Annotated in this window: 15 protein-coding genes; 14 read left to right on the top strand and 1 reads right to left on the bottom strand. The window is 75.2% G+C overall.

Going from position 1 to position 21,972, the window contains the following annotated elements:
• Nucleotides 1-98 precede the first annotated feature (98 nt).
• From ACZ55U_RS18835 to ACZ55U_RS18820, 4 genes are all read left to right on the top strand, one after another.
• Nucleotides 99-698, top strand: coding sequence for a type II secretion system F family protein (locus ACZ55U_RS18835; RefSeq protein WP_465527252.1), 600 nt, complete (start codon nucleotides 99-101; stop codon nucleotides 696-698).
• A 42-nt stretch (nucleotides 699-740) separates the two neighbouring features.
• The gene (locus ACZ55U_RS18830) at nucleotides 741-1,013 is read left to right on the top strand and encodes a DUF4244 domain-containing protein (protein ID WP_465527251.1); all 273 of its coding nucleotides are present in this window, start codon (nucleotides 741-743) and stop codon (nucleotides 1,011-1,013) included.
• Between the two features lie 187 nt (nucleotides 1,014-1,200).
• Nucleotides 1,201-1,563: a TadE family type IV pilus minor pilin gene (locus tag ACZ55U_RS18825; protein ID WP_465527250.1), complete on the top strand. Its 363-nt coding sequence runs from the start codon at nucleotides 1,201-1,203 to the stop codon at nucleotides 1,561-1,563.
• Nucleotides 1,551-2,132 carry an Rv3654c family TadE-like protein gene (locus ACZ55U_RS18820; protein WP_465527249.1) on the top strand — a complete coding sequence of 194 codons (582 nt, stop codon included), beginning with the start codon at nucleotides 1,551-1,553 and terminating at the stop codon, nucleotides 2,130-2,132. Before ACZ55U_RS18825 ends, ACZ55U_RS18820 begins: the two co-directional genes overlap by 13 nt.
• Here the strand turns inward: ACZ55U_RS18820 and ACZ55U_RS18815 are convergent.
• Nucleotides 2,127-4,592, bottom strand: coding sequence for a DEAD/DEAH box helicase (locus tag ACZ55U_RS18815; RefSeq protein WP_465527248.1), 2,466 nt, complete (start codon nucleotides 4,590-4,592; stop codon nucleotides 2,127-2,129). The genes ACZ55U_RS18820 and ACZ55U_RS18815 overlap by 6 nt on opposite strands.
• A 222-nt stretch (nucleotides 4,593-4,814) precedes the next feature.
• Between ACZ55U_RS18815 and bldG the strand changes: the two genes are divergently transcribed.
• The 10 genes from bldG (at nucleotide 4,815) to ACZ55U_RS18765 (ending at nucleotide 21,864) form a co-directional block, all read left to right on the top strand.
• Nucleotides 4,815-5,156: an anti-sigma factor antagonist BldG gene (gene bldG / locus ACZ55U_RS18810; RefSeq protein WP_049659132.1), complete on the top strand. Its 342-nt coding sequence runs from the start codon at nucleotides 4,815-4,817 to the stop codon at nucleotides 5,154-5,156.
• Nucleotides 5,157-5,319: 163 nt separating this feature from the next.
• A complete protein-coding gene (locus ACZ55U_RS18805; protein WP_465527247.1) occupies nucleotides 5,320-5,739 on the top strand; it encodes an ATP-binding protein in 420 nt (139 codons plus the stop codon).
• 380 nt (nucleotides 5,740-6,119) lie between these two features.
• Nucleotides 6,120-6,899 carry a small secreted protein gene (locus ACZ55U_RS18800; RefSeq protein WP_465527246.1) on the top strand — a complete coding sequence of 260 codons (780 nt, stop codon included), beginning with the start codon at nucleotides 6,120-6,122 and terminating at the stop codon, nucleotides 6,897-6,899.
• A gap of 671 nt (nucleotides 6,900-7,570) precedes the next feature.
• Nucleotides 7,571-9,103, top strand: a complete 1,533-nt coding sequence (locus ACZ55U_RS18795; RefSeq protein ID WP_465527245.1) for a DUF7059 domain-containing protein — start codon at nucleotides 7,571-7,573, stop codon at nucleotides 9,101-9,103.
• A gap of 306 nt (nucleotides 9,104-9,409) precedes the next feature.
• On the top strand, nucleotides 9,410-9,868 hold the full coding sequence (locus ACZ55U_RS18790; protein ID WP_465527244.1) for a hypothetical protein: 459 nt from the start codon (nucleotides 9,410-9,412) through the stop codon (nucleotides 9,866-9,868).
• A 481-nt stretch (nucleotides 9,869-10,349) separates the two neighbouring features.
• Complete coding sequence (topA, locus tag ACZ55U_RS18785) at nucleotides 10,350-13,250, top strand: type I DNA topoisomerase (protein ID WP_465527243.1); 2,901 nt, start codon at nucleotides 10,350-10,352, stop codon at nucleotides 13,248-13,250.
• A gap of 260 nt (nucleotides 13,251-13,510) precedes the next feature.
• Nucleotides 13,511-17,068: a dTMP kinase gene (gene tmk, locus ACZ55U_RS18780; RefSeq protein ID WP_465527242.1), complete on the top strand. Its 3,558-nt coding sequence runs from the start codon at nucleotides 13,511-13,513 to the stop codon at nucleotides 17,066-17,068.
• A 236-nt stretch (nucleotides 17,069-17,304) separates the two neighbouring features.
• On the top strand, nucleotides 17,305-18,516 hold the full coding sequence (locus ACZ55U_RS18775) for a DNA polymerase III subunit delta' (protein ID WP_465527269.1): 1,212 nt from the start codon (nucleotides 17,305-17,307) through the stop codon (nucleotides 18,514-18,516).
• Nucleotides 18,517-18,883: 367 nt separating this feature from the next.
• The gene (locus ACZ55U_RS18770) at nucleotides 18,884-20,113 is read left to right on the top strand and encodes an alpha/beta hydrolase (protein WP_465527241.1); all 1,230 of its coding nucleotides are present in this window, start codon (nucleotides 18,884-18,886) and stop codon (nucleotides 20,111-20,113) included.
• 143 nt (nucleotides 20,114-20,256) lie between these two features.
• Nucleotides 20,257-21,864, top strand: a complete 1,608-nt coding sequence (locus tag ACZ55U_RS18765; protein WP_465527240.1) for an alpha/beta hydrolase — start codon at nucleotides 20,257-20,259, stop codon at nucleotides 21,862-21,864.
• Nucleotides 21,865-21,972: the final 108 nt, after the last annotated feature.

Below are 21,972 nucleotides of genomic sequence, written 5' to 3'. Positions count from 1 at the left end.
GGGTCAGGTGGAGGCGGGCCCTCGCCCATGGGGGAAGAACGTCGGACGGAAGCGGGCGAACGTGGTTGGTGACCTTGGGCGTTGGACGCCGGCGACGAATGGTGGCGGCGGTCGGCGGCGGGCTCGCGGGGGCCGTGCTGGTCGGTGGTGGCACCGGGCTCGTTGTCGGGGCGCTGCTGGCGGTGGGCATCCACCGGTGGTCGGCCCGGGAACGTTCGCCGCTGGACCGCCGGGCGGCCCGGGAGGAGGAGCTGCTGACCAGGCAACTACCCCTGAGCGCCGAGCTGTTGGCAGCCTGCCTCGGTTCGGCTGCCCTGCCCTCGGAGGCGGTGTCGGCGGTGGGCCGCAGCGTGGGCCCGCCGATGGGGCCTCGGCTGGTGGCGATCGGGGCCGAACTGGCCCTGGGCGCACCGCCGGAGCTCTGCTGGAGCCGACTGGGTGAACAGCACCCGTCGTTGGCGCCGCTGGCGCGCTGCCTGGAGCGCAGCAGCCTCGGCGGCGTCCCGGTCGCCGAGCCGCTGATCGGGCTCGCGCAGGGCCAACGCTCGGCGGCCGCCCGCGCGGCGCACGCCCGGGTCCGCCGGGCGGCGGTGATCGCCACCGCGCCGCTGGGGCTCTGCTTCCTTCCGGCCTTCGTGCTGATCGGTGTGGTGCCGGTGGTCATCGGTCTCACCAGCCGCTTCGCCCAGACCATGTGAATGAGTGTCGGTTTCACGAACATCAGAAAAGAGGAGAGATTCATGACCGCAGAGATCGTGATCAGGCCCGGTAACGGGCATCCGCTCCGGCCGCTGGCGACGGCATGGCGGTGCAGGAGCCGTCGGGCGGCCCTCCGGGTGCGTACGGTGGCTCGGCGCCGGGGCCGTTCGGACGCCGGGATGGTCTCGGCCGAGTACGCCGTCGGGACCTTGGGCGCGTGTGCCTTCGCGTTCGCGCTGTACAAGGTGGTGACCAGCGACGGCATCACGACGGCGCTGACCGACATGCTGGTGCGGGCGCTCCATGGGACGTAGGGGCGGTCGCCGGATTCCCGGATCCGCCGCCAGGCCCGAGGCCCCGACCGTCGCCCGGCCTGCTGTCCAGCCCGCTGTCGAGGCGGATGCCGGGCGGCCGGGGCGGGGCCCCGGCCGCCCGGCGGTGTCCCGCGGTGCCGGTCGGGCGGGGTCTCCGCGTTCGGGTCGGCGCGGTGACGCGGGCTACGTGACGGCGGAGACGGCGGTGGCGCTGCCGGCGCTCCTGCTGCTCGCGGCGATGCTGATCTGGGGCGTGCTCGCGGCCGCCGCGCAGATCCGTTGCGTGGACGCGGCCCGGGTCGGGGCCAGGGCGGCCGCGCGAGGGGAGCCGGATGCCGCCGAACTCGCCCGCTCGGCGGCACCGCCGGGCGCGCAGGTCCGGGTGGAGTTGGCGGCCGACACGGTGCGGGTGGACGTGGACGCGCCGTGTGCGGGGCCGGGAAGGCTCGGCGGACTGCTCGCCGTACGGCTCGGTGCGGCGGCCGTGGCGGCGCGGGAGGACGTCCTGGTGGCGGTCGCGGACGGAGGTGGTGGTCCATGGCCGTCCTGACCGGGCCGAGGCAGGCGGCGGTGCGGGTGGCGGACGCCCGCACGGCCCGAGCGGCGGCGGCCGGGCGAGGGCCGGACACCGGCTCGGCGACGGTCTGGCTGCTCGCTCTGGCAATGCTGGGCACGTCGGTCTTCGGGGCGACGGTCGTGGTCGGCTCGGTGGTCGCCGCCCGGCACCGGGCCGAGTCGGCGGCCGACCTCGCGGCCCTGGCCGGGGCGGGCCGGATGCTGCTGGACCAGGACGGCGGCTGCGCGCGGGCGGCCGGGATCGCCACCGCTCAGGGGGCCGGACTGGTGTCCTGCACGGTCGACCGGTCGGCGGACGCCGTCGAGGTGGTGGCCGAGGTGGGGGTCCGCGGGCTCCCGGCGCGTCTGCCGGTCGGCCCGGCGCGGGCGAGGGCCCGTGCCGGGCCGGTGCGGGCACCTGTCACCGGGGCCGAGGACATCCCGGTCACCGTGGCCGAGGACGCCTCGGGCGGAGGGGCGGCTGACGGGTCGGGCGGCGGGTCCGGCGATGTCCCCGGCCCGTCCTCGAACGGACCGCCGAGCGGTGCGGTGGTGGGCTCATGAGCCGGCCGGGGTTCCACCGCCCGGTCCCGAGGCCGCCTCCGGCCCGTCCGGCCCGTCCGGCCCGTCTGGTCCGCCTGGCACGTCCGGCCCGTCCGGTCCGTCGGGCCGGTCCGGGACGTCCGGCGCCTCTGGTCCGTCCGCGGCCTCGGGCGCCCCGGCCAACAGGACGTCCAGGAGCCGGACGGCGGCGGCCTTGTCCAGCGGGTCGTTCCCGTTGCCGCACTTGGGCGACTGCACGCAGGACGGGCAGCCGCGCTCGCACTCGCAGGAGGCGATCGCCGTCCGGGTGGCCGTCAGCCACTGGACCGCACGCTGGAAGCCGCGTTCGGCGAAGCCGGCCCCACCCGGGTGGCCGTCGTAGACGAAAACGGTCGGCAGCCCGGTGTCCGGGTGCAGCGGGACGGAGACGCCCCCGATGTCCCACCGGTCACAGGTGGCGAACAGCGGCAGCAGGCCGATCGAGGCGTGCTCGGCGGCGTGGGCGGCGCCGGGCAACTGGTCGAGCGGGATGTCCGCGTCGAACAGCTGGTCCTCGGTGACGGTCCACCAGACCGCGCGGGTGCGCAGCGTACGGGGCGGCAGGTCGAGTTTGGTCTCGCCCATGATCTCCCCGGTGGAGATCCGCTTCCGGAGGTAGCCGACCACCTGGTTGACCACCTCGACCGAGCCGAAGCAGAGCCGGCCCTCGCCCCAGTCCACGGTGGTGTCGGTGTCGAGGATCGAGATGGAGGTGATGTCGCGGGCGGCCGTGGTGTACGGCGGGTCGGCCGGTTCGACCAGGGCGACCGAGTTCTCCAGGTCGAACTCCCGGACCAGGTAGGTGCGGCCCTGGTGCAGGTGGACGGCCCCGGTGTGGACGGTGGTGTGCGCGGCAGCGGCGTCCACCGTGCCGAGCAGCCGGCCGGTGTCGGCCTCGACGATCTGCACCGGGCTGCCGCCGCTGCCGCGCAGGTCCACGGCGTCGGCCGCGCGCTCGCGGCGGGTCCAGTACCAGGAGCCGTCGCTGCGCCGACGCAGCAGGCCACGCCGCTCCAGGACCGGCAGCAGTGGCGCGGTGGAGGGCCCGAACAGCTCCAGATCGGCGTCGGTGAGCGGGAGTTCGGCGGCGGCCGCGCACAGGTGCGGGGCGAGCACGTGGGGGTTGTCCGGGTCGAGCACGGTGGCTTCGACGGGTGCCGCGAACAGCGCCTCGGGGTGGTGCACCAGGTAGGTGTCCAGCGGGTCGTCCCGGGCGATCAGCACGGCCAGCGCGCCTTGGGCCTCCCGGCCCGCTCGGCCCGCCTGCTGCCAGAGCGAGGCCCGGGTGCCGGGGTACCCGGCCATCAGGACGGCGTCGAGGCCGGAGATGTCGACGCCGAGTTCGAGAGCGGAGGTGGAGGCGAGACCGAGCAGCCGGCCGGTGTGCAAGTCGCGCTCCAGGGCCCGGCGTTCGTCGGCTAGGTAGCCGCCGCGGTAGGCGGCCACCCGTCCGGAGAGCGGCCGGCCGAGCTGGTCCTGGGCCTGGAGCGCGACGAGTTCGGCGGCCCGGCGGGAGCGGACGAAGACGACGGTGCGGGTGTCCCGTTCGACCAGGTCGGTCAGCAGGTGCGCGGCTTCGGCGGTCGCGGTGCGGCGCACGGGCGCGCCGTGCTCGCCGACGTTCTCGGTCAGCGGCGGCTCCCAGAGGCCGAAGACCATCGGCCCCCGTGGTGAGGCGTCCTCGGTGACGGCCACGGCGGGCAGACCGGTCAGCCGCCGGGCGGTCGCGGCCGGGTCGGCGGTGGTGGCGGAGGCCAGCAGGAAGGTCGGTGACGAGGCGTAGCGCGCGCAGACGCGGCGCAGCCGCCGCAGGACCTGGGCGACGTGCGAGCCGAACACGCCCCGGTAGCTGTGGCACTCGTCCACCACCACGTAGCGCAGGGTCTTGAGGAAGGAGGACCAGCGGGCATGGCCGGGCAGGATGCCCCGGTGCAGCATGTCCGGGTTGGTGAGCACGTAGGAGGCGTACTGGCGGACCCACTCGCGCTCCTCGGGCGGGGTGTCGCCGTCGTACAGGGCGGCGCGGACCCGCGGCGGGGCGAGTGCGGCGGCCCGGCGGCGCTGGTCGGCGGCCAGTGCCTTGGTCGGGGCCAGGTAGAGCGCGGTGGCACCGCGGCCGTTGCGGGCCTCGGTGCCGTCCAGCAGGTCGCTGAGCACCGGGGCGAGGTAGCCCAGCGACTTGCCCGAGGCGGTGCCTGTGGCGATCACCACAGTCTGGCCGCTTTTGGCCAGGTTCATCGCTTCTGCCTGGTGCGTCCAGGGCTGTTCCACCCCGACGGCGAGCGCCGCGGCCACGACCTCCGGTCGGATCGAGTCGGGCCACGGTGAATAACGCGCAGCTCGGGCGGGAAGGTGCTCCGTATGGGTGAGCCGGTCGGCTCGCCCCCGACCGGTGGCCAGGGTCGCGAGCAGTGCCTCGGGCGGGCTGTGTCGGGGCGGCATGGGGACCCAGTGTGTCACCGGCGTGACGGAGAATCGTCGTAAGCCATCGTGCGGGCATGGTCGCAGGTGGTTGAATGTGGCCGTGACGGCCGTATGGCCGTGGGTCGCAGCGCTGAGGCTTGCCACGTGCTGGCTGGGCGCGCCCGGGCTCGCGACCATGCGGTGGCGGCCGTCCGGCCGAGGATCGCACATGACGTAGCAAGGCAAGGTGCTGGAGGTTCCGTGGACCTGTCCCTGTCGACCCGTTCAGTCGGCGATCGTACGGTCGTCGAGGTGGGCGGCGAGATCGATGTGTACACCGCCCCGAAGCTGCGGGAGCAGCTCGTCGAGCTCGTCAACGACGGCAAGTACCACCTCGTCGTCGACATGGAGGGCGTTGACTTCCTCGACTCGACCGGCCTCGGTGTGCTGGTGGGTGGTCTGAAGCGGGTGCGTGCCCACGAGGGCTCGCTGCGCCTCGTCTGCAACCAGGAGCGCATCCTGAAGATCTTCCGCATCACCGGCCTGACCAAGGTCTTCCCGATCCACACCTCGGTGGACGACGCGGTCAACGCGACCGACTGACGCGGCACGGGTCGGCCCGTTCGGTCGGCCCAGTCCGTTCTTCGCGCCCGGGCGCCCGGGCCCGTCCGTGGGCCCGGCGCGTCCTCGGGCGTTTCCGGGCCGGTTCCGCCGGCCCGCAGGGGCCGGACCTCCGGCCCCGGTCGGAGCACCCCGAGGGGGAGAGATGGCAACCGTCGAACTTCGCTTCAGCGCGCTTCCCGAGCATGTGCGGACGGCCCGGTTGGTCGCCGCGGCCGTCGCCAGACGGGCCGGGGTCGACGAGTCGGTGCTCGACGAGGTCCGGCTCGCGGTCGGTGAGGCGTGCTCCCGCGCGGTCGGACTGCACCAGCGCGGCGGCATCGGCGGCGCCGTGCGGGTCGCGCTGACCGACCAGGAGAAGCGTTTCCTCATCGAGGTCGAGGACGAGGCCGGCCCTGCCACCGTCCCGACTTCCGGCGACGCCGAGGGCGGCGAGCCCGACGAGGACACCCTGGGCCTCGCCGTGATCACCGGCCTGGTCGAGGACCTGGAGGTCACCAACGGCACGGATGGTGGCCTGATCCGGATGAGCTGGCCGGTATCGGCCGCCTCCGTCGCGCTCTGAAGAATCGTCGCGCTCTGAGGATCCGGGAAGACGCCGCTTTCGCACGTGCCCGGGACTGAGGTCCGGGGGTTGGAGTCAGGCCCCGGCCGAGGATGCCGACACGGTCGTCCGCCCGCCGCTTCGGACGGGCTTGGTCGCCGATCCGACAATTCGACACGGTGAGGGGCGCTCCCGCAGGCGGGCATCCGGTGGTCGGTCGTAGGTCCTCGTGATGCGCCCACGCCCCCCGGGGGCCGGAGCGTTCAAGCGAGGGCGGCCGAAGGTTCGGGCGGGCGGGTGCGGACGGGTGCGGGCAGGGGCGGGGAACCGGGAATCGGGGGACGGACACCGGCCGTGTAGGTTCGACGACCGATGACGACCGAACCGAAAGGCTTTCCCCGGTGAACAAGCGACTGCTGGCCGTACCCGCTCTCGGCGTGCTGCTCGCGTTCGGCGCCGTCGGCTGCGGCGACGACGGCAACAGCAAGCAGCTGGAGTCCTGGGCGTCCACCGTCTGCGGCGCGGCCAAGGACCCGATCGCCCAGGCGCAGGCCGCGCTCGCCGACACCGGTCAGGTGAAGACCGGCGAGGCCCCGGCCGACCTCCAGAAGCGGCTCTCCGCCGACATCGGGCGGCTGGCCAAGACCAACCAGGACATAGCGGCGGCCATCGACACGGCCGGGGCGCCCAAGGTGAAGGACGGCGCGCTCCTCCAGAAGGACACCGTCGAGGAGCTGAAGAAGGCGGCCGACGGCTACGTGGAGGTCCAGAAGAAGCTGGACGCGCTGCCCAACAACGACCAGGCCAAGTTCGCCGACGGGCTGCGCAGTGTGGCCGACCAGGTGCAGCAGCTGGCCTCGCTCTCCACCCAGGCGCAGAGCAAGCTCCAGAGCGGCGAGCTCGGCGCGGCGATGGCCAAGCAGGAGGGTTGCAAGCCGTCCCCGAGCACCGCCCCGGCCGCTCCGACGGGTGCGGCGACCGGCGGCGCGAGCGCCCCGGCCTCGGGCGGTGCGAGCACGGCTCCGGCCCCGACCCCGGGAGCCACCGACACGGCGGGCACCCCGGGGACCACCCCGGCGCCCGGCGCGACCGACGGCGCGAGCCCGGCCGCAGCCGGCGGCGCCTCCGCTCCGGCCGACCCGGCCGCCACCCCGGCGACCCCCGCCCCCAGCGCGAGCTGAGCCCCGCGGATCCGATCGATCTGAGACGCGCCGCCCCGGAACCGGCTCGCCCTGGCACCGACCCTGCCGGGCCCGCTCTGCGCGCTGCCCCCGGTCGGTGCCGAGCGGGGCGTCGGCCACGGGGCTCGGCGGATGGATGGCTCAGTGGCTTTGCGTGGGCGGTTCTCTGGGGCCGCGAGAGCGCCGGCTTGCCCGGATGGCCGACGCGGCGCGACCGGTGTTTCGGCTGGGCGGCGCGTCGGCACAGCGGGCGGCGTCGGCGGGCGGCACCGGTACGTCGGTGCGCCCCGCGAAGCGCCCCTTGAGCGCCGGCGTGCCCGCCCCGGGAGGGCTTGGTGCCCCGGTCGGGCCGTGAGTCGGTCGCAGCGGAGGGCGCCCCGCATGAGTGGGCGTGCTCCGTCGGCGGTCGCAGCCGGGTGGCTCGGTGGCGCTGAGCAGTTCTCGGAGCCGCCCTGTCTGTGAGGGGGCGGTCTCCCTGTGAGGGGGCGGTCTCCGCGGACCGCCACGCTGCCCGCCCGCCACCTCTCCCCGCCCGCTGTCGGGTGCCTTGGGGGTCCGTGCAGGGAGGCGCGGAGGGGCTCTTGGGGGCGCGCGGGGTGGTGCGGGCTTCCGGTCGGTGAGCGCGGGGCGCAGCGGCGGCCGGGGGTGGGCGGCAGGGGGACAATGGCGGGGTGATCAGTAGCCCCGTTCTCGACCCGACCCGCCTCGCCAAGTTCCGCGAGGCGCTGCTCGACGCCTCGTTCACCGCCGACGGATGCCTGGACCTGCTCGGCCCCACCGGCTATTCGGCTCTGGCCCGCAGCGAGGCGGTTCCGGCGCTGCGCGCGACCCGGGGCGGCAGCCCGTTGGAGACGCTGGTGCGGCTGTTCCTGCTCCAGCAGCCGGTCCCGTACCGGGCGGCCGCCGCCGCGCTGCCGGTGGAGGACTGCCTGGCGGACGGCTGGCTGCGCTCCGACGGCGATCTGGTGCGCGCCACCGTCGACGTCCGGCCGTATGCCAACGAGGTGGCCGGGATGCCCAGTTCGGATGCCTGGGTGGTCTCCGACCTGGGCTGCGCGGTGGGTGGCGCGGGCGGCATCGGCTCCGGTGAGACCGCGCACGGGGTGGCCCGCAAGGACCTGGTGCTGGGCGTCGGCGGTGCCTCGACCACGTTGACCAACATCACCGTGCGCCGTCCGGTCCGGGCCGCGCTGGACCTCGGGTCGGGCTCCGGCGTCCAGGCGTTGCACGCCGCCCGGCACGCGGGGACCGTCACCGCCACCGACCTCAACCAGCGCGCCCTGCGCTTCACCGAGTTGACCCTGGCGCTGTCCGGTTTCGACAACGCCGAGGTGTCCGCCGGAAGCCTCTTCGAGCCGGTCGGGGAGCGGAAGTTCGACCTGATCGTCTCCAACCCGCCGTTCGTCATCTCGCCGGCCGGCCGGTTCACGTACCGCGACGGCGGCATGGCCGGTGACGACCTGTGCCGCAGCCTGGTTCGCTCCGCGGCCGACCACCTGGAGCCCGGCGGCTACTGCCAGTTGCTCGCCAACTGGCAGCACGTCAAGGGCGAGGACTGGCAGGAACGGCTGGCCGGCTGGGTCGCGGGGACCGGTCTGGACGCCTGGATCGTCCAGCGTGAGGTCCAGGACGTGGCCCAGTACGCCGAGTTGTGGCTGCGCGACGGCGGCGACCACCGGGGGCCCGGCGGCGACTACCAGGCCCGGTACGGCGAGTGGCTGGACGCCTTCGAGGCGGGCCGGGTCGAGGGCGTCGGCATGGGCTGGATCACCCTGCGGGCGAGCGGCGCCGAGCGCCCGACCGTCAGGGTGGAGGAGTGGCCGCACCCGGTGGAGCAGCCGCTCGGCCCGCACATCGAGGCCTGGTTCGACCGGCAGGACTTCCTCCGCTCGCACGACGACGCCGGCCTGCTGGCGGCCCGCTACGTGCTGGCCGACGAGGTGGTCCAGGAGCAGGTCGGCGCGCCGGGGGCGGAGGACCCGGAGCACGTGATCCTGCGGCACAACCGCGGCATGCGCCGGGCCACCAAGGTGGACACGGTGGGCGCGGGCTTCGTCGGGGTCTGCGACGGGACGCTGTCGGCGGGCGAGATCGTGGACGCCATCGCGCAGTTGCTCGGCGAGGACCGGGTGGTGCTGCGGGACCGGGTGCCGGAGTCGCTGCGGCTGCTGACCGAGCAGGGGTTCATCGACCCGGTCCGCTGAACCCGGGCGGTGGCCTCGGCCGGGCGCGGGCGATCAAGGCCCGGTGGAGGCCCGGCCCGTCTTCCCGACTGTGGCCCGGCCTCCCGGCCAAGGCCCTGCCCGTCCCTCCCACCGAGGCCCGGCCCCCTGGCCAAGGCCCGACCTGTCCTTCCCACCGAGGCCCCACCACCCCCCGGCCGGGCCCGGTTCATTCGTCCGTACCGCCTGGTTCGTCCGGCCGCCGCGCGACGGCTGCCTCCCGTTGGCCCGCCGCTGTGAGGCTCTGTCCACAGGCTGTGGACGGAGCTGGGGAGCCGGGGGCCAGGGGTGGACACGACGACGGCGACGGTGGGCGGGCTGGTGCTCGCCCTCTTCGGTGGCGTGCTGCTGCTCTGGTGCGCCGCCGAAGTGCGCCTGCGCCTGCGGATGCGCCGCCGGGGGGTGTCGGCGGTCGCCACCGTGTTGGCCGAGGACGACGTGCACGGCCCGCTGGACAGCGCGCCGCTGCTCTCCTTCTCGGTGCCGCTCTCGGTCGGCGGCAGCGGCGCGTGCGGGATCGCGGGGCTCGTGGTCGCCCGCCCGCGCGGGCACACCCCCCTGCGCCGTGCGGACCGTTTCACGCCGGGTACTTCGGTGCGGGTCTGTTACGACCCGCGGTGCCCGAGCCGGGTGGTGCTGGCGGCCGGGGAGGTCCGGCGGGCGGCTGTGGCCGACGTGCTGTGGAGCGCCCTGGGCGCGGGCTGCCTGGCGGCGGGCGCCGGGCTGTTGGCCGCGGCCGGCGGCTGAGCCCCGAGCCTGCGGGCCCCTCTCAGCAGCGCCTGGCGGTGCCCGGCCGCCCCGGTGACCCTCGCCGGAGACCCTCCCGGTCCGTCGGGGACGCCCCTCCCGGTCCGTCGGGGACGCCCTCCCCGGCCGTCGGGGACCCGCACCGGGAACGCCCCGCCGGGGGCGCACCGGGAACGCGCACCGTCGATTCCCCGTTGACAGATCTTGAAATCCGTCATTCCATCCTCCGGAACCTGCCGAAGGCCCCCCTCCGCGCGGCGCGAACCTCCGTCATCGGGTTACCGTTCGAGTGGCGTCGGTGAGCCCGGCAAGTGAAAAAGCGGGATCCGTCCGTTTGACAAGGGTGGCCGGGGTACGGTCACACTCCGCTAATGGGGGTGCCGTGTGGCGGCAGCCCCGGGACGGTGGAGGGGTCGGGCGGAGCGCAGCCCGTGCTGCCGGCGCCGACCAGCCACATAAGGACCGGGAGAGAAGAGCGAAGGTGTCCCCGAGCAGCGAGACCGCGCACGGACAGCGACTCGTCATTGTCGAGTCGCCGGCCAAGGCGAAGACGATCAAGGGCTACCTGGGCCCCGGCTACATCGTCGAGGCGAGCGTCGGGCACATCCGCGACCTGCCCAGCACCGCGGCCGAGGTGCCGGACAAGTACACCGGCGAGGTGCGCCGCCTCGGGGTGGACGTCGACCACGACTTCGCGCCCATCTACGTGGTGAACGCGGACAAGAAGTCCCAGGTCAGCAAGTTGAAGTCGCTGCTCGCCGAGTCCGACGAGCTCTTCCTCGCCACCGATGAGGACCGCGAGGGCGAGGCCATCGCGTGGCACCTCCAGCAGGTGCTCAAGCCCAAGGTGCCGGTGCACCGCATGGTGTTCCACGAGATCACCAAGTCGGCGATCCAGGAGGCCGTGGCCAACCCGCGCGAGCTCAACCAGCGCCTGGTCGACGCCCAGGAGACCCGCCGCATCCTCGACCGCCTCTACGGCTTCGAGGTCTCGCCGGTGCTGTGGAAGAAGGTCATGCCGAAGCTGTCGGCGGGCCGCGTGCAGTCCGTCGCCACCCGCTTGGTGGTCGAGCGCGAGCGCGAGCGGATGGCATTCCGCACCGCCTCGTACTGGGACCTGGTCGGCACCTTCGGCACCGGCCGCACTCCGGTCGACGCCGCCAACCCGGAGACCTTCGGCGCCCGGCTGTCCGCCGTCGACGGCAAGCGGATCGCCAGCGGCCGTGACTTCGGCCCGGACGGTCGGCTGAAGGCCGGCAGCACGAACACCCTGCACCTGGACGAGCAGGCGGCCCGTCAGCTGGCCGCCGCCCTGGAGCAGACCGCGTTCGGCGTCCGCAGCGTCGAGTCCAAGCCCTACCGCCGCTCGCCGTACGCGCCGTTCCGCACCACCACGCTCCAGCAGGAGGCCAGCCGCAAGCTGGGCTTCGGCGCCAAGCGGACCATGCAGGTGGCCCAGAAGCTGTACGAGAACGGCTTCATCACCTATATGCGCACCGACTCCACCACGCTGTCGGACACCGCGATCGCGGCCGCCCGCGCCCAGGTCACCCAGCTGTACGGCGCGGACTACCTGCCGGACGCCCCGCGCACCTACGCCAGCAAGGTCAAGAACGCGCAGGAGGCGCACGAGGCCGTCCGCCCCTCCGGCGACCGCTTCCGCACCCCCGCCGAGACCGGTCTGACCGGTGACGACTTCAAGCTGTACGAGCTGATCTGGATGCGCACCGTCGCCTCCCAGATGAAGGACGCGGTCGGCCAGTCCGTCACCGTCAAGGTCGGCGGCACCTCCGCGGACGGCCGGGACGTCGAGTTCTCCGCCTCCGGCAAGATCATCACCTTCCACGGCTTCCTCAAGGCCTACGTCGAGGGCGCCGACGACCCGAACGCCGAGCTCGACGACCGCGAGCGCCGGCTGCCGCAGGTCGCCCAGGGCGACCCGCTGGCCGCCGAGCGGATCACCCCGGAGGGCCACGCCACCAAGCCGCCGGCCCGCTACACCGAGGCCTCGCTGGTCAAGGAGCTGGAGGACCGGGAGATCGGCCGCCCCTCCACCTACGCGTCGATCATCGACACGATCATCCAGCGCCGGTACGTCTTCAAGAAGGGGACGGCGCTCGTCCCCTCCTTCCTCTCCTTCGCCGTGGTCAACCTGCTGGAGAAGCACTTCGGCCGGCTGGTCGACTACGACTTCACCGCCAAGATGGAGGACGACCTCGACCGGATCGCGGCCGGTGAGGCGCAATCCGTGCCGTGGCTGAAGCGCTTCTACTTCGGTGAGGGCGAGGGCCACATCGCGGGCGGTGCCGCCGAGGCCGGCAACGGCGACGGCGACCACCTGGGCGGTCTGAAGGAACTGGTCACCGACCTCGGCGCGATCGACGCCCGGGAGATCAGCTCCTTCAAGGTCAGCGACGACATCACCCTGCGGGTCGGCCGCTACGGCCCGTACGTCGAGCGCGCCTCGGCCGTCGAGGGCGAGCCCGGCCAGCGCGCCGACATCCCGGACGAGCTGCCGCCGGACGAGCTGACCGTCGAGCTGGCCGAGGAGCTGCTGGCCAAGCCCAGCGGCGACTTCGAACTCGGCCGGGACCCGGTCAGCGGCAACATGCTGGTGGCCAAGGACGGCCGCTACGGTCCGTACGTCACCGAGATCCTGCCCGAGGGCACGCCGAAGACCGGCAAGAACGCGGTCAAGGCGCGCACCGCCTCCCTCTTCAAGTCGATGTCGCTGGACACCGTCACGCTGGAGGACGCGCTGCGGCTGCTGTCGCTGCCGCGGGTGGTCGGCACCGACCCCGAGGGTGCGGAGATCACCGCGCAGAACGGCCGCTACGGCCCGTACCTCAAGCGCGGCACCGACTCCCGCTCGCTCACCAGCGAGGAGCAGCTCTTCACGATCACCCTCGACGAGGCGCTGGCGATCTACGCCCAGCCCAAGCAGCGCGGCCGGGCCGCCGCCGCCCCGCCGCTCAAGGAGCTGGGCAACGACCCGGTCAGCGAGCGCCCGGTGGTGGTCAAGGACGGCCGCTTCGGCCCTTACGTGACCGACGGCGAGACCAACGCCACGCTGCGCAAGGACGACGACGTCGAGACCATCACGCCGGAGCGCGGCTACGAGCTGCTCGCCGAGAAGCGGGCACGCGGGCCGGTGAAGAAGGCGGCCAAGAAGGCGCCGGCGAAGAAGGCCGCGGCCAAGAAGACGACCACGGCCAAGACGGCAGCGGCGAAGAAGACGGCGGCCAAGAAGACCGCCGCCAAGAAGACGACCACGGCCAAGACGGCAGCGGCGAAGAAGACGGCGGCCAAGAAGACCGCCGCGAGCAAGACCGCCGCGAGCAAGGCCGCCGCGAGCAAGGCCGCAGGCACCGAAGAGGGCTGATCCCGGGTCACCGCCGACGGGCCCGTGCCCCCGATCCCGGGGGTGCGGGCCCGCGTCCGGTCCGGGGCACGTGGGGGGTGCGGGTCTGGGGTCGGTTCGGTTTGTGCGGGGGCGTGGGCCCGGGGTCGGGGCGGTCCGTAGGGCGGTGCGGGCCCGGGGTCGGGGCGGTCCGTGCGGGGAACGTCACAACCCGGTGATGAGCGCGATCCGGAAGCCCGTTCGCCTCATTCCGGCCATCCGCCGCCCGCTACGCTGACCGTATGACGAGCGAGGAGCAGCCCACCCCCAGCGCCGCCCCGGCCGCCAGCGCCTGGGCGTCCGACCTGCCGGAGGTCGCGCCCGCCGGAACCCCGGTGGACCGGGCCCGGGCGTTGCTGCGGACACGTCCCTACCGGCGCCTGTGGACCACCCAGCTGATCGGTGGCACCGCCGACCGGCTCGGTCTGCTGGTGCTGCTCGCGCTCACCGTGATCGCCGTCGCCCAGGGCGCCCAGTTCGGCAGTCTGCCGCGCAGTCTCGCCTTCGCCCTGGCCGCGGTCCTCGCCGTCCGGGTGCTGGCCACCGGGCTGGTCGGGGTCGTGCTGCTCGGGCCGGTGCACCAGCTGGTCACGGGCCGGCTGGACCGGCGCTGGACGCTGTTCGGCGCCGACGTGCTGCGCGCCGTGCTGATCGGCGTGGCGCCCTGGTGGAGCGTCTGGCTGGGCTCCGCCGCGAAGCCCTCCGGGGCCGCCACCTACGTCCTGCTCGGCACCGTCTTCGTGACCGGCGCCGCCGAGCGGGTCTGGACGATCGCCAAGGACGCCGCCGTCCCCGGCCTGCTGCCGGCCGCCAACGCCCACCTCCCGGTCGCCGAGCGGCGCCCCGCCGCGGCCAACCTGGAGAGCGCCCGGAGCATCGACCGCTTCACCGGCTGGGTGACGGTGCCGCTCGGGGCCGCCGGACTGGTGGCCCTCACCCTGCTCAACAACGTCGGCGCGGCGCTCGGCTCCGACTGGCTGCGCGCCCACCAGCTCACCGTCGCGGCGCTCGGCGCGGCCGGGCTGTTCGCCGCCGCGGCCGTCCGCGAGTACCTCCAGCAGCTGTCCGGCGGCCGGCTGGCCGTCGCCCCGGTCTCCCCGCTCCAGGGCCTGCGCGCCCCGACCGACGCGGCCCCCGGCCCCGCGCTGAGCAAGGGCCGCACGGGCAGCGCCCCGTACTTCACCTTCGCCGTCGCGGCCGGCTACGCCTCGATGGCGGGCATCGCCGCGCTCGCGCTGCTCACCGCCGCCGAACACCGCGCCGGGCCGATCGGCTACGGCCTGCTGGTGCTCGCCGCCGCCGGGGTGCCCGCCCTGGGCGCCCGGCTCACCCGGGCCACGCTGCCCTCGCTGTCCCGCCGCCGACTGCTGGCGCTGGCGCTGCTCACCCAGGGCGTCGCGCTGATCCTGGCCGGGCTGGTGCTGGACTTCGTCCTGGTCCTGCTGCTGACCGCGCTGGCCGCGCTGGCCGCCGGGATCGTGATCTCGGCCGGGCGCACCCTGCTCGCCCAGGAGGTCGAGGAGGCCCGGCTGCCGAAGGTCACCGAGCACCTGTTCGCGGTGCTCCGGGCCGTGGTCGCCGCCGCGCTGATCGGCGTCCCGCTGATCGCCGCCGGCTACGGGGACGTCGAGTACGGCTCCCTCGAACCCGGCTCCTTCACCTTCATCCACGGCGGCGCGGCCCTCGCCGTCGCCACCTCCGGGCTGCTCACGCTGGTGCTCGCCGCCGTGGTGCTGCTGCGCACCGACGACCGGCGCGGCACCTCGCCGTTCCTCCGGGACCTGGTGGACGCGGTGCGCGGCCCGGGCGGCCCGGTGCCGCACCGGGGCGCGGGCACCGGCTTCTTCATCGCCCTGGAGGGCGGCGACGGCGCCGGCAAGTCCACCCAGGCCCAGGCACTCGCCGAGTGGATCCGCGGCAAGGGGCACGAGGTCGTGCTCACCCGCGAGCCCGGCGGCAGCCCCGTGGGCCAGCGGCTGCGCGGCCTCGTCCTGGACGTCGGCAACACCGGCCTGTCGCACCGCGCCGAGGCGCTGATCTACGCGGCGGACCGTGCCGAGCACGTCGAGAACGTCATCCGTCCGGCCCTCGCCCGCGGCGCCGTGGTGATCACCGACCGGTACATGGACTCCTCCATCGCCTACCAGGGCGCCGGGCGCGACCTGGCCGCGACCGAGGTCTCCCGGATCTCCCGCTGGGCCACCGGCGGACTGCTGCCCGACCTGACCGTCGTCCTGGACGTCGACCCGAACAGGGCCCGCGAGCGCTTCACCGAGGCACTGGACCGGCTGGAGTCCGAGCCGACCGAGTTCCACCAGCGGGTCCGGGCCGGCTTCCTCGCCCTCGCCGCCGCCGACCCGGCGCGCTACCTGGTGGTGGACGGCAGCCAGGCCCCCGGTTTCGTGACCACCGCCATCCGGCACCGGCTCGACCGCGAGCTGCCGCTCTCGGAGCAGGAGAAGGCCGCCCGCGCCGAGCGGGAGCGGCTGGCGAAGGAGGAGGCCGAGCGCCGCGCCGCCGAGGAGGCCCGCAAGAAGGCCGAGGAGGAGGCCGCCGAGCGCAAGCGGCAGGAGGTGCTGGCGCAGCTGCGGGCCGAGCAGGCGGAGCAGGAACGGCTGGCCAGGGAGGAGGCCGAGCGGGCCGCCGCCGAGGCCCGGCGCAAGGCCGAGGAGGAGGCGCGCCGGCGGGCGGAGGAGGAAGCCCAGCGCCGTGCCGCCGAGGAGGCCAAGCTCCGCGCCGCCGAGGAGGCGCGGCTGGCCGCGGAGGCCGCCGAGCGCAAGCGGATCGCGGACGAGGCGGCTGCCCAGGCCGAGCTCCAGCGGCAGCGTGAACTCGCCCGCGAGGAGCAGCGCCGCCGGGCGGAGGAGGCTCTTCAGCGGGCGGAGGAGGCACGGCTGGCGCAGGCCGCCGCGCTCGCCGCCGCGGCTGCTGCGGCGGATTCGGCGGAGGACCGGGCCGAGGGGCGGCCGGGGGCTGCTGCTCCGGGGGCCGGGGCGGGGCCCGGGCCGGGGGCCGGGGCGGTGCCGGGGGACGACGCGACCAGGGAGCTTCGGGCGGTCCGGGACGCCTCGCGGGGTGCTGCGGAGGACGCTTCGAAGGGTGCTTCGCGGGACGAGGCGCCGGGGTCGGCTGCTTCGGCCGCGTCCCCCGCGTCCCCCGCGTCCCCCGCGTCGTCCTCGTCGTCCTCCTCGGGCGGGCTCGGGGACGAGGCGACGCGCGAGCTGTCGCCGCGGGACCGGCAGGCGGCGATCCGGGCGGCGGCGGCCATCGAGGCGCGCCGGGCCGCGGAGGCACGCCGGGCCCCCGGTGGTGCGGTGGACGAGACGGCCGTACTGCCCGCGGTGTCGGGACCGGCGGTGGACGAGACGGCCGTGCTGCCGAAGGTGCCGGCGGAGGCCGACCGGACCGAGGTGCTGCCGCGCGTCGAGGCGGATCGCCCCGCGGGACGTACCGGGGGCCGACCGGCGCAGGGCGCGCGGCGCGCGGAGCCGGTGGACGGCACCCGCGAGCTGCCGGTGGTCGGTGCCGAGCCGGCCGCCGGACCGCAGCCGCCGCAGCCGCAGCCGGGCGCCGAGCGGCCGCGGCCGGAGTGGGCCGAGGAGACCCCGCTGGACGACCTGCCGAGCCTCACCGACACCCTGCTCGGCTCGCACGACGAGTGGGCGCGCTGGGAGCACGACGGCCCGGGTCAGGACGGTCCGCAGGCCGGTCCGGAGCAGCACGACGGCCGTGGGGGCCACGACGGCGACGCTCGGGACAAGGGCAAGGGCAAGGGGCGCCGCTGGGGACGCCGGGGCTGACGCCCGCGTGGACGGCGCCGTCGGGGCGGGCCCCCGGCGGCGCCGCCGCGTTCTGCCGGGCCGCTTGCGGCCCGCCGTTCGTGCGCCGTGACGGGTGCCGTGGCCCGGAACCGCGCGCCGCGAGGGCCGCACCGGGCCGTGACCCGGACGGAGCAGTGGGTGTCCGACCGGAGACGTATGCTCGACGGCGGGGAAGAGGCGCCACGAGCGCTGTCGTACGGAGCTTGGGAGCAGCAGTGGCCGTCTGGGACGACCTGGTGGGCCAGGAGCGGGTGGTCGAGCAGCTGACCGCCGCGGCCCGGGCGGCCGGGGCGACGGTCGAGGCCGGTCGCGGGGCCGCCCCGGCGGAGGGCGCGAACGCCTCCCTGATGACGCATGCCTGGCTGTTCACCGGGCCGCCCGGTGCCGGCCAGGTCACCGCCGCGCGCGCCTTCGCCGCCGCGCTCCAGTGCACCAGCCCCGACCTCGCGCTCGGCGGCACGCCCGGCTGCGGTTTCTGCGACGGCTGTCACACCGTGCTGGCCGGCAGCCACGCCGACGTGAAGTACGTCCGGACGGACGGCCTGTCGATCGGTGTCGGCGACATGCGTGACCTCGTGATGCGCGCCTCCAGCTACCCGACCGGCGGCCGCTGGTCGGTGATCCTGGTGGACGCCGCCCACCGGCTCACCGAGGCCGCCGCGAACGCGCTGCTCAAGGGCGTGGAGGAGCCCTCCCCGCGCACCGTCTGGCTGCTCTGCGCCCCCTCCGTCCAGGACGTGCTGCCGACCATCCGCTCGCGCTGCCGCCTGCTGGTGCTGCGCACCCCCGCGGCCGAGGCGGTCGCCGACACCCTGGTCCGCCGCGACGGCGTCGACCCGGAGACCGCCCGGCTCGCCGCGCTCGCCGGCCAGGGCGACATCGAGCGCTCGCGCCGCCTCGCCGTCGACGAGCAGGCCCGGACGCGGCGGGCGGAGGTGCTGCGCATACCGCTGGAGGTGGGCGACATCGGCGGCTGCCTGACCGCGGCCCAGCGCCTGGTCGACACCGCCAAGGCCGATGCCGAGGCGCTCGCCGAGACCCAGGACGCCAAGGAGACCGACGACCTCAAGGCCGCCTACGGCGCCGCCGAGGGCAGCAAGGCGCCGCGCGGCATGGCCGGTGCGGTCAAGGAACTGGAGAAGCGGCAGAAGAGCCGCGCCACCCGCACCCGCCGGGAGACGCTCGGCGTCGCCCTGCTCGACCTGCTCGGCTTCTACCGGGACGTGCTCGCCATCCAGCTCGGCTCCACCGGCGCGCTCGCCAACGAGGACCAGCGGCAGGCGCTGAACCGGGTGGCCCAGGCCGGCCCGGCGGAGAGCACGCTGCGCCGGATCGAGGCGGTGCTGGCCTGCCGCACGGCGCTGGACCGCAACGTCGACCCGCTGCTCGCGGTCGAGGCGATGACGGTGGCGCTGCGCGCGGGCTGAGCGCCGCCCGCTTCCTGGGTCCGCCCGCTTCCTGGTCCGTCCGGGTGCGGGGCCGACTGCGGTCCCTCCGGCTGCGGGTCCGTCGTGGCCTGTCCGTCATCCCGGGGTCCGTCCGTCCCGGGGCCCGTCCGGCCATGGTCCCTCCGTCGGACCAACGCCGTTCCACCGGGCGAGGCCCATACGCCTCCCGGAGCCGGTGCGCCGTCCCACCTTCGAGTGAACGAGCGACACTCGCCGGGCACACCGTCGTGTGACCGTCCGCCCGTTGTGCACGCTGGGGGCCGACTGCGCCCGCTGGCGGGGCGGTCGCCTCCCGTTCGCGCCGACTTCCGGTTCGGCGCGGCCCCCTCCAGAGGTGGTGCGTCCCGTGGTTCGTTCGCTCCTCGTCATCCCCCTGCTGGCCGCCGCCCTCGGCGGGATCTGGCTGGCCCGGGGCGCCCAACAGCGCTGGCGCGACCTGCGCGCCGCCCAGACCTACGAGCTGGCGGGTGACCGCTGGCCGATGCTGATGCGGGCGGCCGGGGCGATGGTCTGCGGGCTGGGCGTCACCGCGCTGACGGTGCTCACCGCGCTCGGCGCCTTCGGCGGCCTCGGCCGGGACACCCCGGAGCCGGGCCGGGCGGAGCAGGTCCTGGACGCGGCGGGCAGGCGCTCGGGCTCCGATTCGGACTCCGACCCGGGCTCGGGCACCGCCTCGGGGACGACGGGCCGGCAGCAGGCGGCGCCCCCCGCCGTCGCCGACCCGGCCGCCGCCGGTGCCGCCGGTGGCGCTGGTGGCGCTGGTGGCGCCGGTGGTCCCGCTGCCGCCGGGGGTGCCGCCACGGCCCCCGCCGTGATCAGCCACTTCGACAGCGTCGGCCACCCGGGCGGCGGCGAGCTGCTCCAGTCCGCCGTGCTCGGCCCTGACGGGCAGCCCCGCAACGTCCGGGTCTGGCTCCCGCCGCAGTACGCCACGGAGCCGAACGCCCGCTTCCCGGTCGTCGTGATGCAGGCGTCCGCGCCCCGCAAGACCGCCGACGCCGAGGTCCCGGACGTCTTCGAGGGCATCGGCTCGGCCCTCCAGTCCGGCAAGTCCCGTCCGTTCGTCCTGGTGGCCCCCGAGGCGCCGAACGGCACCGGGTACCCCTGCGAGCTGGTCGCCGCCGCCCCGGCCGCGGTCGCCGACGACATGACGCTGCGCACCACCATCGCCGCCACCTTCCGCACCCTGCCGCCCGGCCCGGCCTCCTGGGGGACCCTCGGGGTCGAGGGCGGCGCGCCCTGCGCTGCCGCCGCCGGACTGGCCCGGCCCGACCTGTACGGCGCGGCCGCCGCGGTCTCCGGCCGGTACGACGCCGCCGCGCTCACCCAGACCGGCGCCGAGGCCCCGGCCGGCAGCCCGGCCAAGCTGCTGCTGGCCGCCGCCAAGGGCGATTCCGCCGGGCTGGACGCGGCCCGCAAGCTCCAGTCCGCGCTGAAGGCGGGCCCCGGAGCGGCGGCCAAGGCCGAGGTGCGGATCTCGGACAACGTGCAGGACTTCACCCCCGACCGGGAGCGGCTGCGGCTGGTCCGGCAGGCGGCGCAGTTCCTGGCGGAGGCGCTGGCCAAGGCGTCCTGAGCGCGGTTCCGGTGGCGCTACGCTGCCCGGTGCCCGGGGCGGGCACCGGGCAGCGGCGTGTCCACCAGCGGTTCCAGTCGTTCCGCGTGATGTCTGTTCGATGTGATGTCTGTTCGATCGCGGAGAGGCGGGAGAGGTAGCGGATGAGGGCCTTCGGTCGGGTACGGGCGCTGGCCGCGGCGCTGGTCGTCGGGCTGCTGGCGGGCGGTTGCAGCTCCGATCCGTCCGGGGCGCCGGCGCAGTCCTCCCCGGGGGCGGCGTCCGCGGGGCCGTCCTCCTCGGGATCGGCCGCCACCCCGCTGGAGCCGCTGCCCGCCGCCGTGCCGGCCGCGCTCGCGTCGCACTACGGGCAACGGCTGGTCTGGCAGCCCTGCGACGGCGGGTTCGAGTGCACGACGTTCCGGGTGCCGCTGGACTACGACCACCCGGGGGACGGCGACCTCACCCTGGCGGCCGTCCGCGCGGCGGCGGAACCGGACGGCGCCGCCTCCGCCTCCCCGGGCACCCGGCTCGGCTCCCTGCTGCTCAACCCGGGCGGGCCCGGCGGCTCGGCGATCGAGTACCTGGAGGCCACCGCCCGGACGTACGGCCGAGGGGTGCGCGCCCGGTACGACCTGGTCGGCCTCGACCCGCGCGGGGTGGGCCGCAGCAACCCCGTCAGCTGTCTGAGCGGCGACCGGATGGACGCCTACACCAGCGTCGACCTGACCCCGGCCGACCAGCGCGCGATCGACGCGCTGGTCGCCGCGGACAAGGAGTTCGCCGAGGGTTGCAGGCAGCAGGCCGGCCCGGCGCTCGGCCACCTCGGCACCGTCGAGGCCGCCCGCGACATGGACGTGCTGCGCGCCCTGCTCGGCGACGAGAAGCTGAACTTCGTCGGCAAGTCCTACGGCACCTTCCTCGGCGCCACCTACGCCGGGCTCTTCCCGAGCCGGGTCGGGCGGCTGGTGCTGGACGGTGCGATGGACCCCGCGCTGGACTCCGTCACCGGCAACCGCACCCAGGCCGGCGGCTTCGAGACCGCCTGGGCCGCCTTCGCCAAGGACTGCGCCGAGCGCGAGGACTGCCCGCTCGGCCGCACCGAGCAACAGGTCGGCGAGCAGCTCACGGCCCTGCTCGCGGCCGCCCGCACCGACCCGCTCCCCACCAGCAGCGGCGGCCGTCGGCTCACCGGTTCCCGGGCGACCACCGGCGTCATCGAGGCCATGTACGCCGACTTCCTCTGGCCCAAGCTGCGCACCGCGCTCGCCGACGCCAGGGCGGGCGACGGCACCGCTCTGCTGAAGCTCTCCGACGAGTACTACGGTCGCGAGGCGGACGGCTCGTACCCCAACCTGATGTTCGCCAACACCGCGGTGAACTGCCTCGACCTGCCGGCCCCCTTCCGGGGGCCGGAGGACGCCCAGCGGGCGGTGCCGGAGTTCGAGCGGGTCTCGCCCCACTTCGGGCGCGACATGGCCTGGATGGCTCTGGCCTGCACCTACTGGCCGGTCCCGGCCACCGGAGCGGCGCACACCATCCGGGCCGCCGGGGCCGCCCCGATCGTCGTCATCGGCACCACCCGCGACCCGGCCACCCCGTACGCCTGGGCCCGGTCGCTGGCCGACCAGCTGGAGTCCGGCCGGCTGCTCACCTTCGACGGCGACGGCCACACCGCGTACGGCCGCCACGTCACCTGCGTGGACGACGCGGTGAACCGCTTCCTGCTGACCGGGGAGGCCCCCGAGCGGGGCAAGCGCTGCGACCGGTAGGGCGTCCGGCGACCGGCGTCTCGACGGGCAGATATCACTTCAAGCTAGATATCACTTCAAGCGCCTACCGGTGCGACGTTACGATGAGCGCCCCCTGCCACCCTCCCC

The organism is Kitasatospora sp. NPDC034533, assembly GCF_055575155.1.
Note: the sequence above shows the minus strand (reverse complement) of the source record. Positions and strands in the feature narration are given on the sequence as shown.

Bases quoted from the DNA above. Each gene is read 5' to 3' on its own strand.
- ACZ55U_RS18835 (WP_465527252.1), top strand. From the start codon at position 99: ATGGTGGCGGCGGTCGGCGGCGGGCTCGCGGGGGCCGTGCTGGTCGGT.
- ACZ55U_RS18830 (WP_465527251.1), top strand. From the start codon at position 741: ATGACCGCAGAGATCGTGATCAGGCCCGGTAACGGGCATCCGCTCCGG.
- ACZ55U_RS18820 (WP_465527249.1), top strand. From the start codon at position 1,551: ATGGCCGTCCTGACCGGGCCGAGGCAGGCGGCGGTGCGGGTGGCGGAC.
- ACZ55U_RS18815 (WP_465527248.1), bottom strand. From the start codon at position 4,592: ATGCCGCCCCGACACAGCCCGCCCGAGGCACTGCTCGCGACCCTGGCC.
- ACZ55U_RS18805 (WP_465527247.1), top strand. From the start codon at position 5,320: ATGGCAACCGTCGAACTTCGCTTCAGCGCGCTTCCCGAGCATGTGCGG.
- tmk (WP_465527242.1), top strand. From the start codon at position 13,511: ATGACGAGCGAGGAGCAGCCCACCCCCAGCGCCGCCCCGGCCGCCAGC.
- ACZ55U_RS18765 (WP_465527240.1), top strand. From the start codon at position 20,257: ATGAGGGCCTTCGGTCGGGTACGGGCGCTGGCCGCGGCGCTGGTCGTC.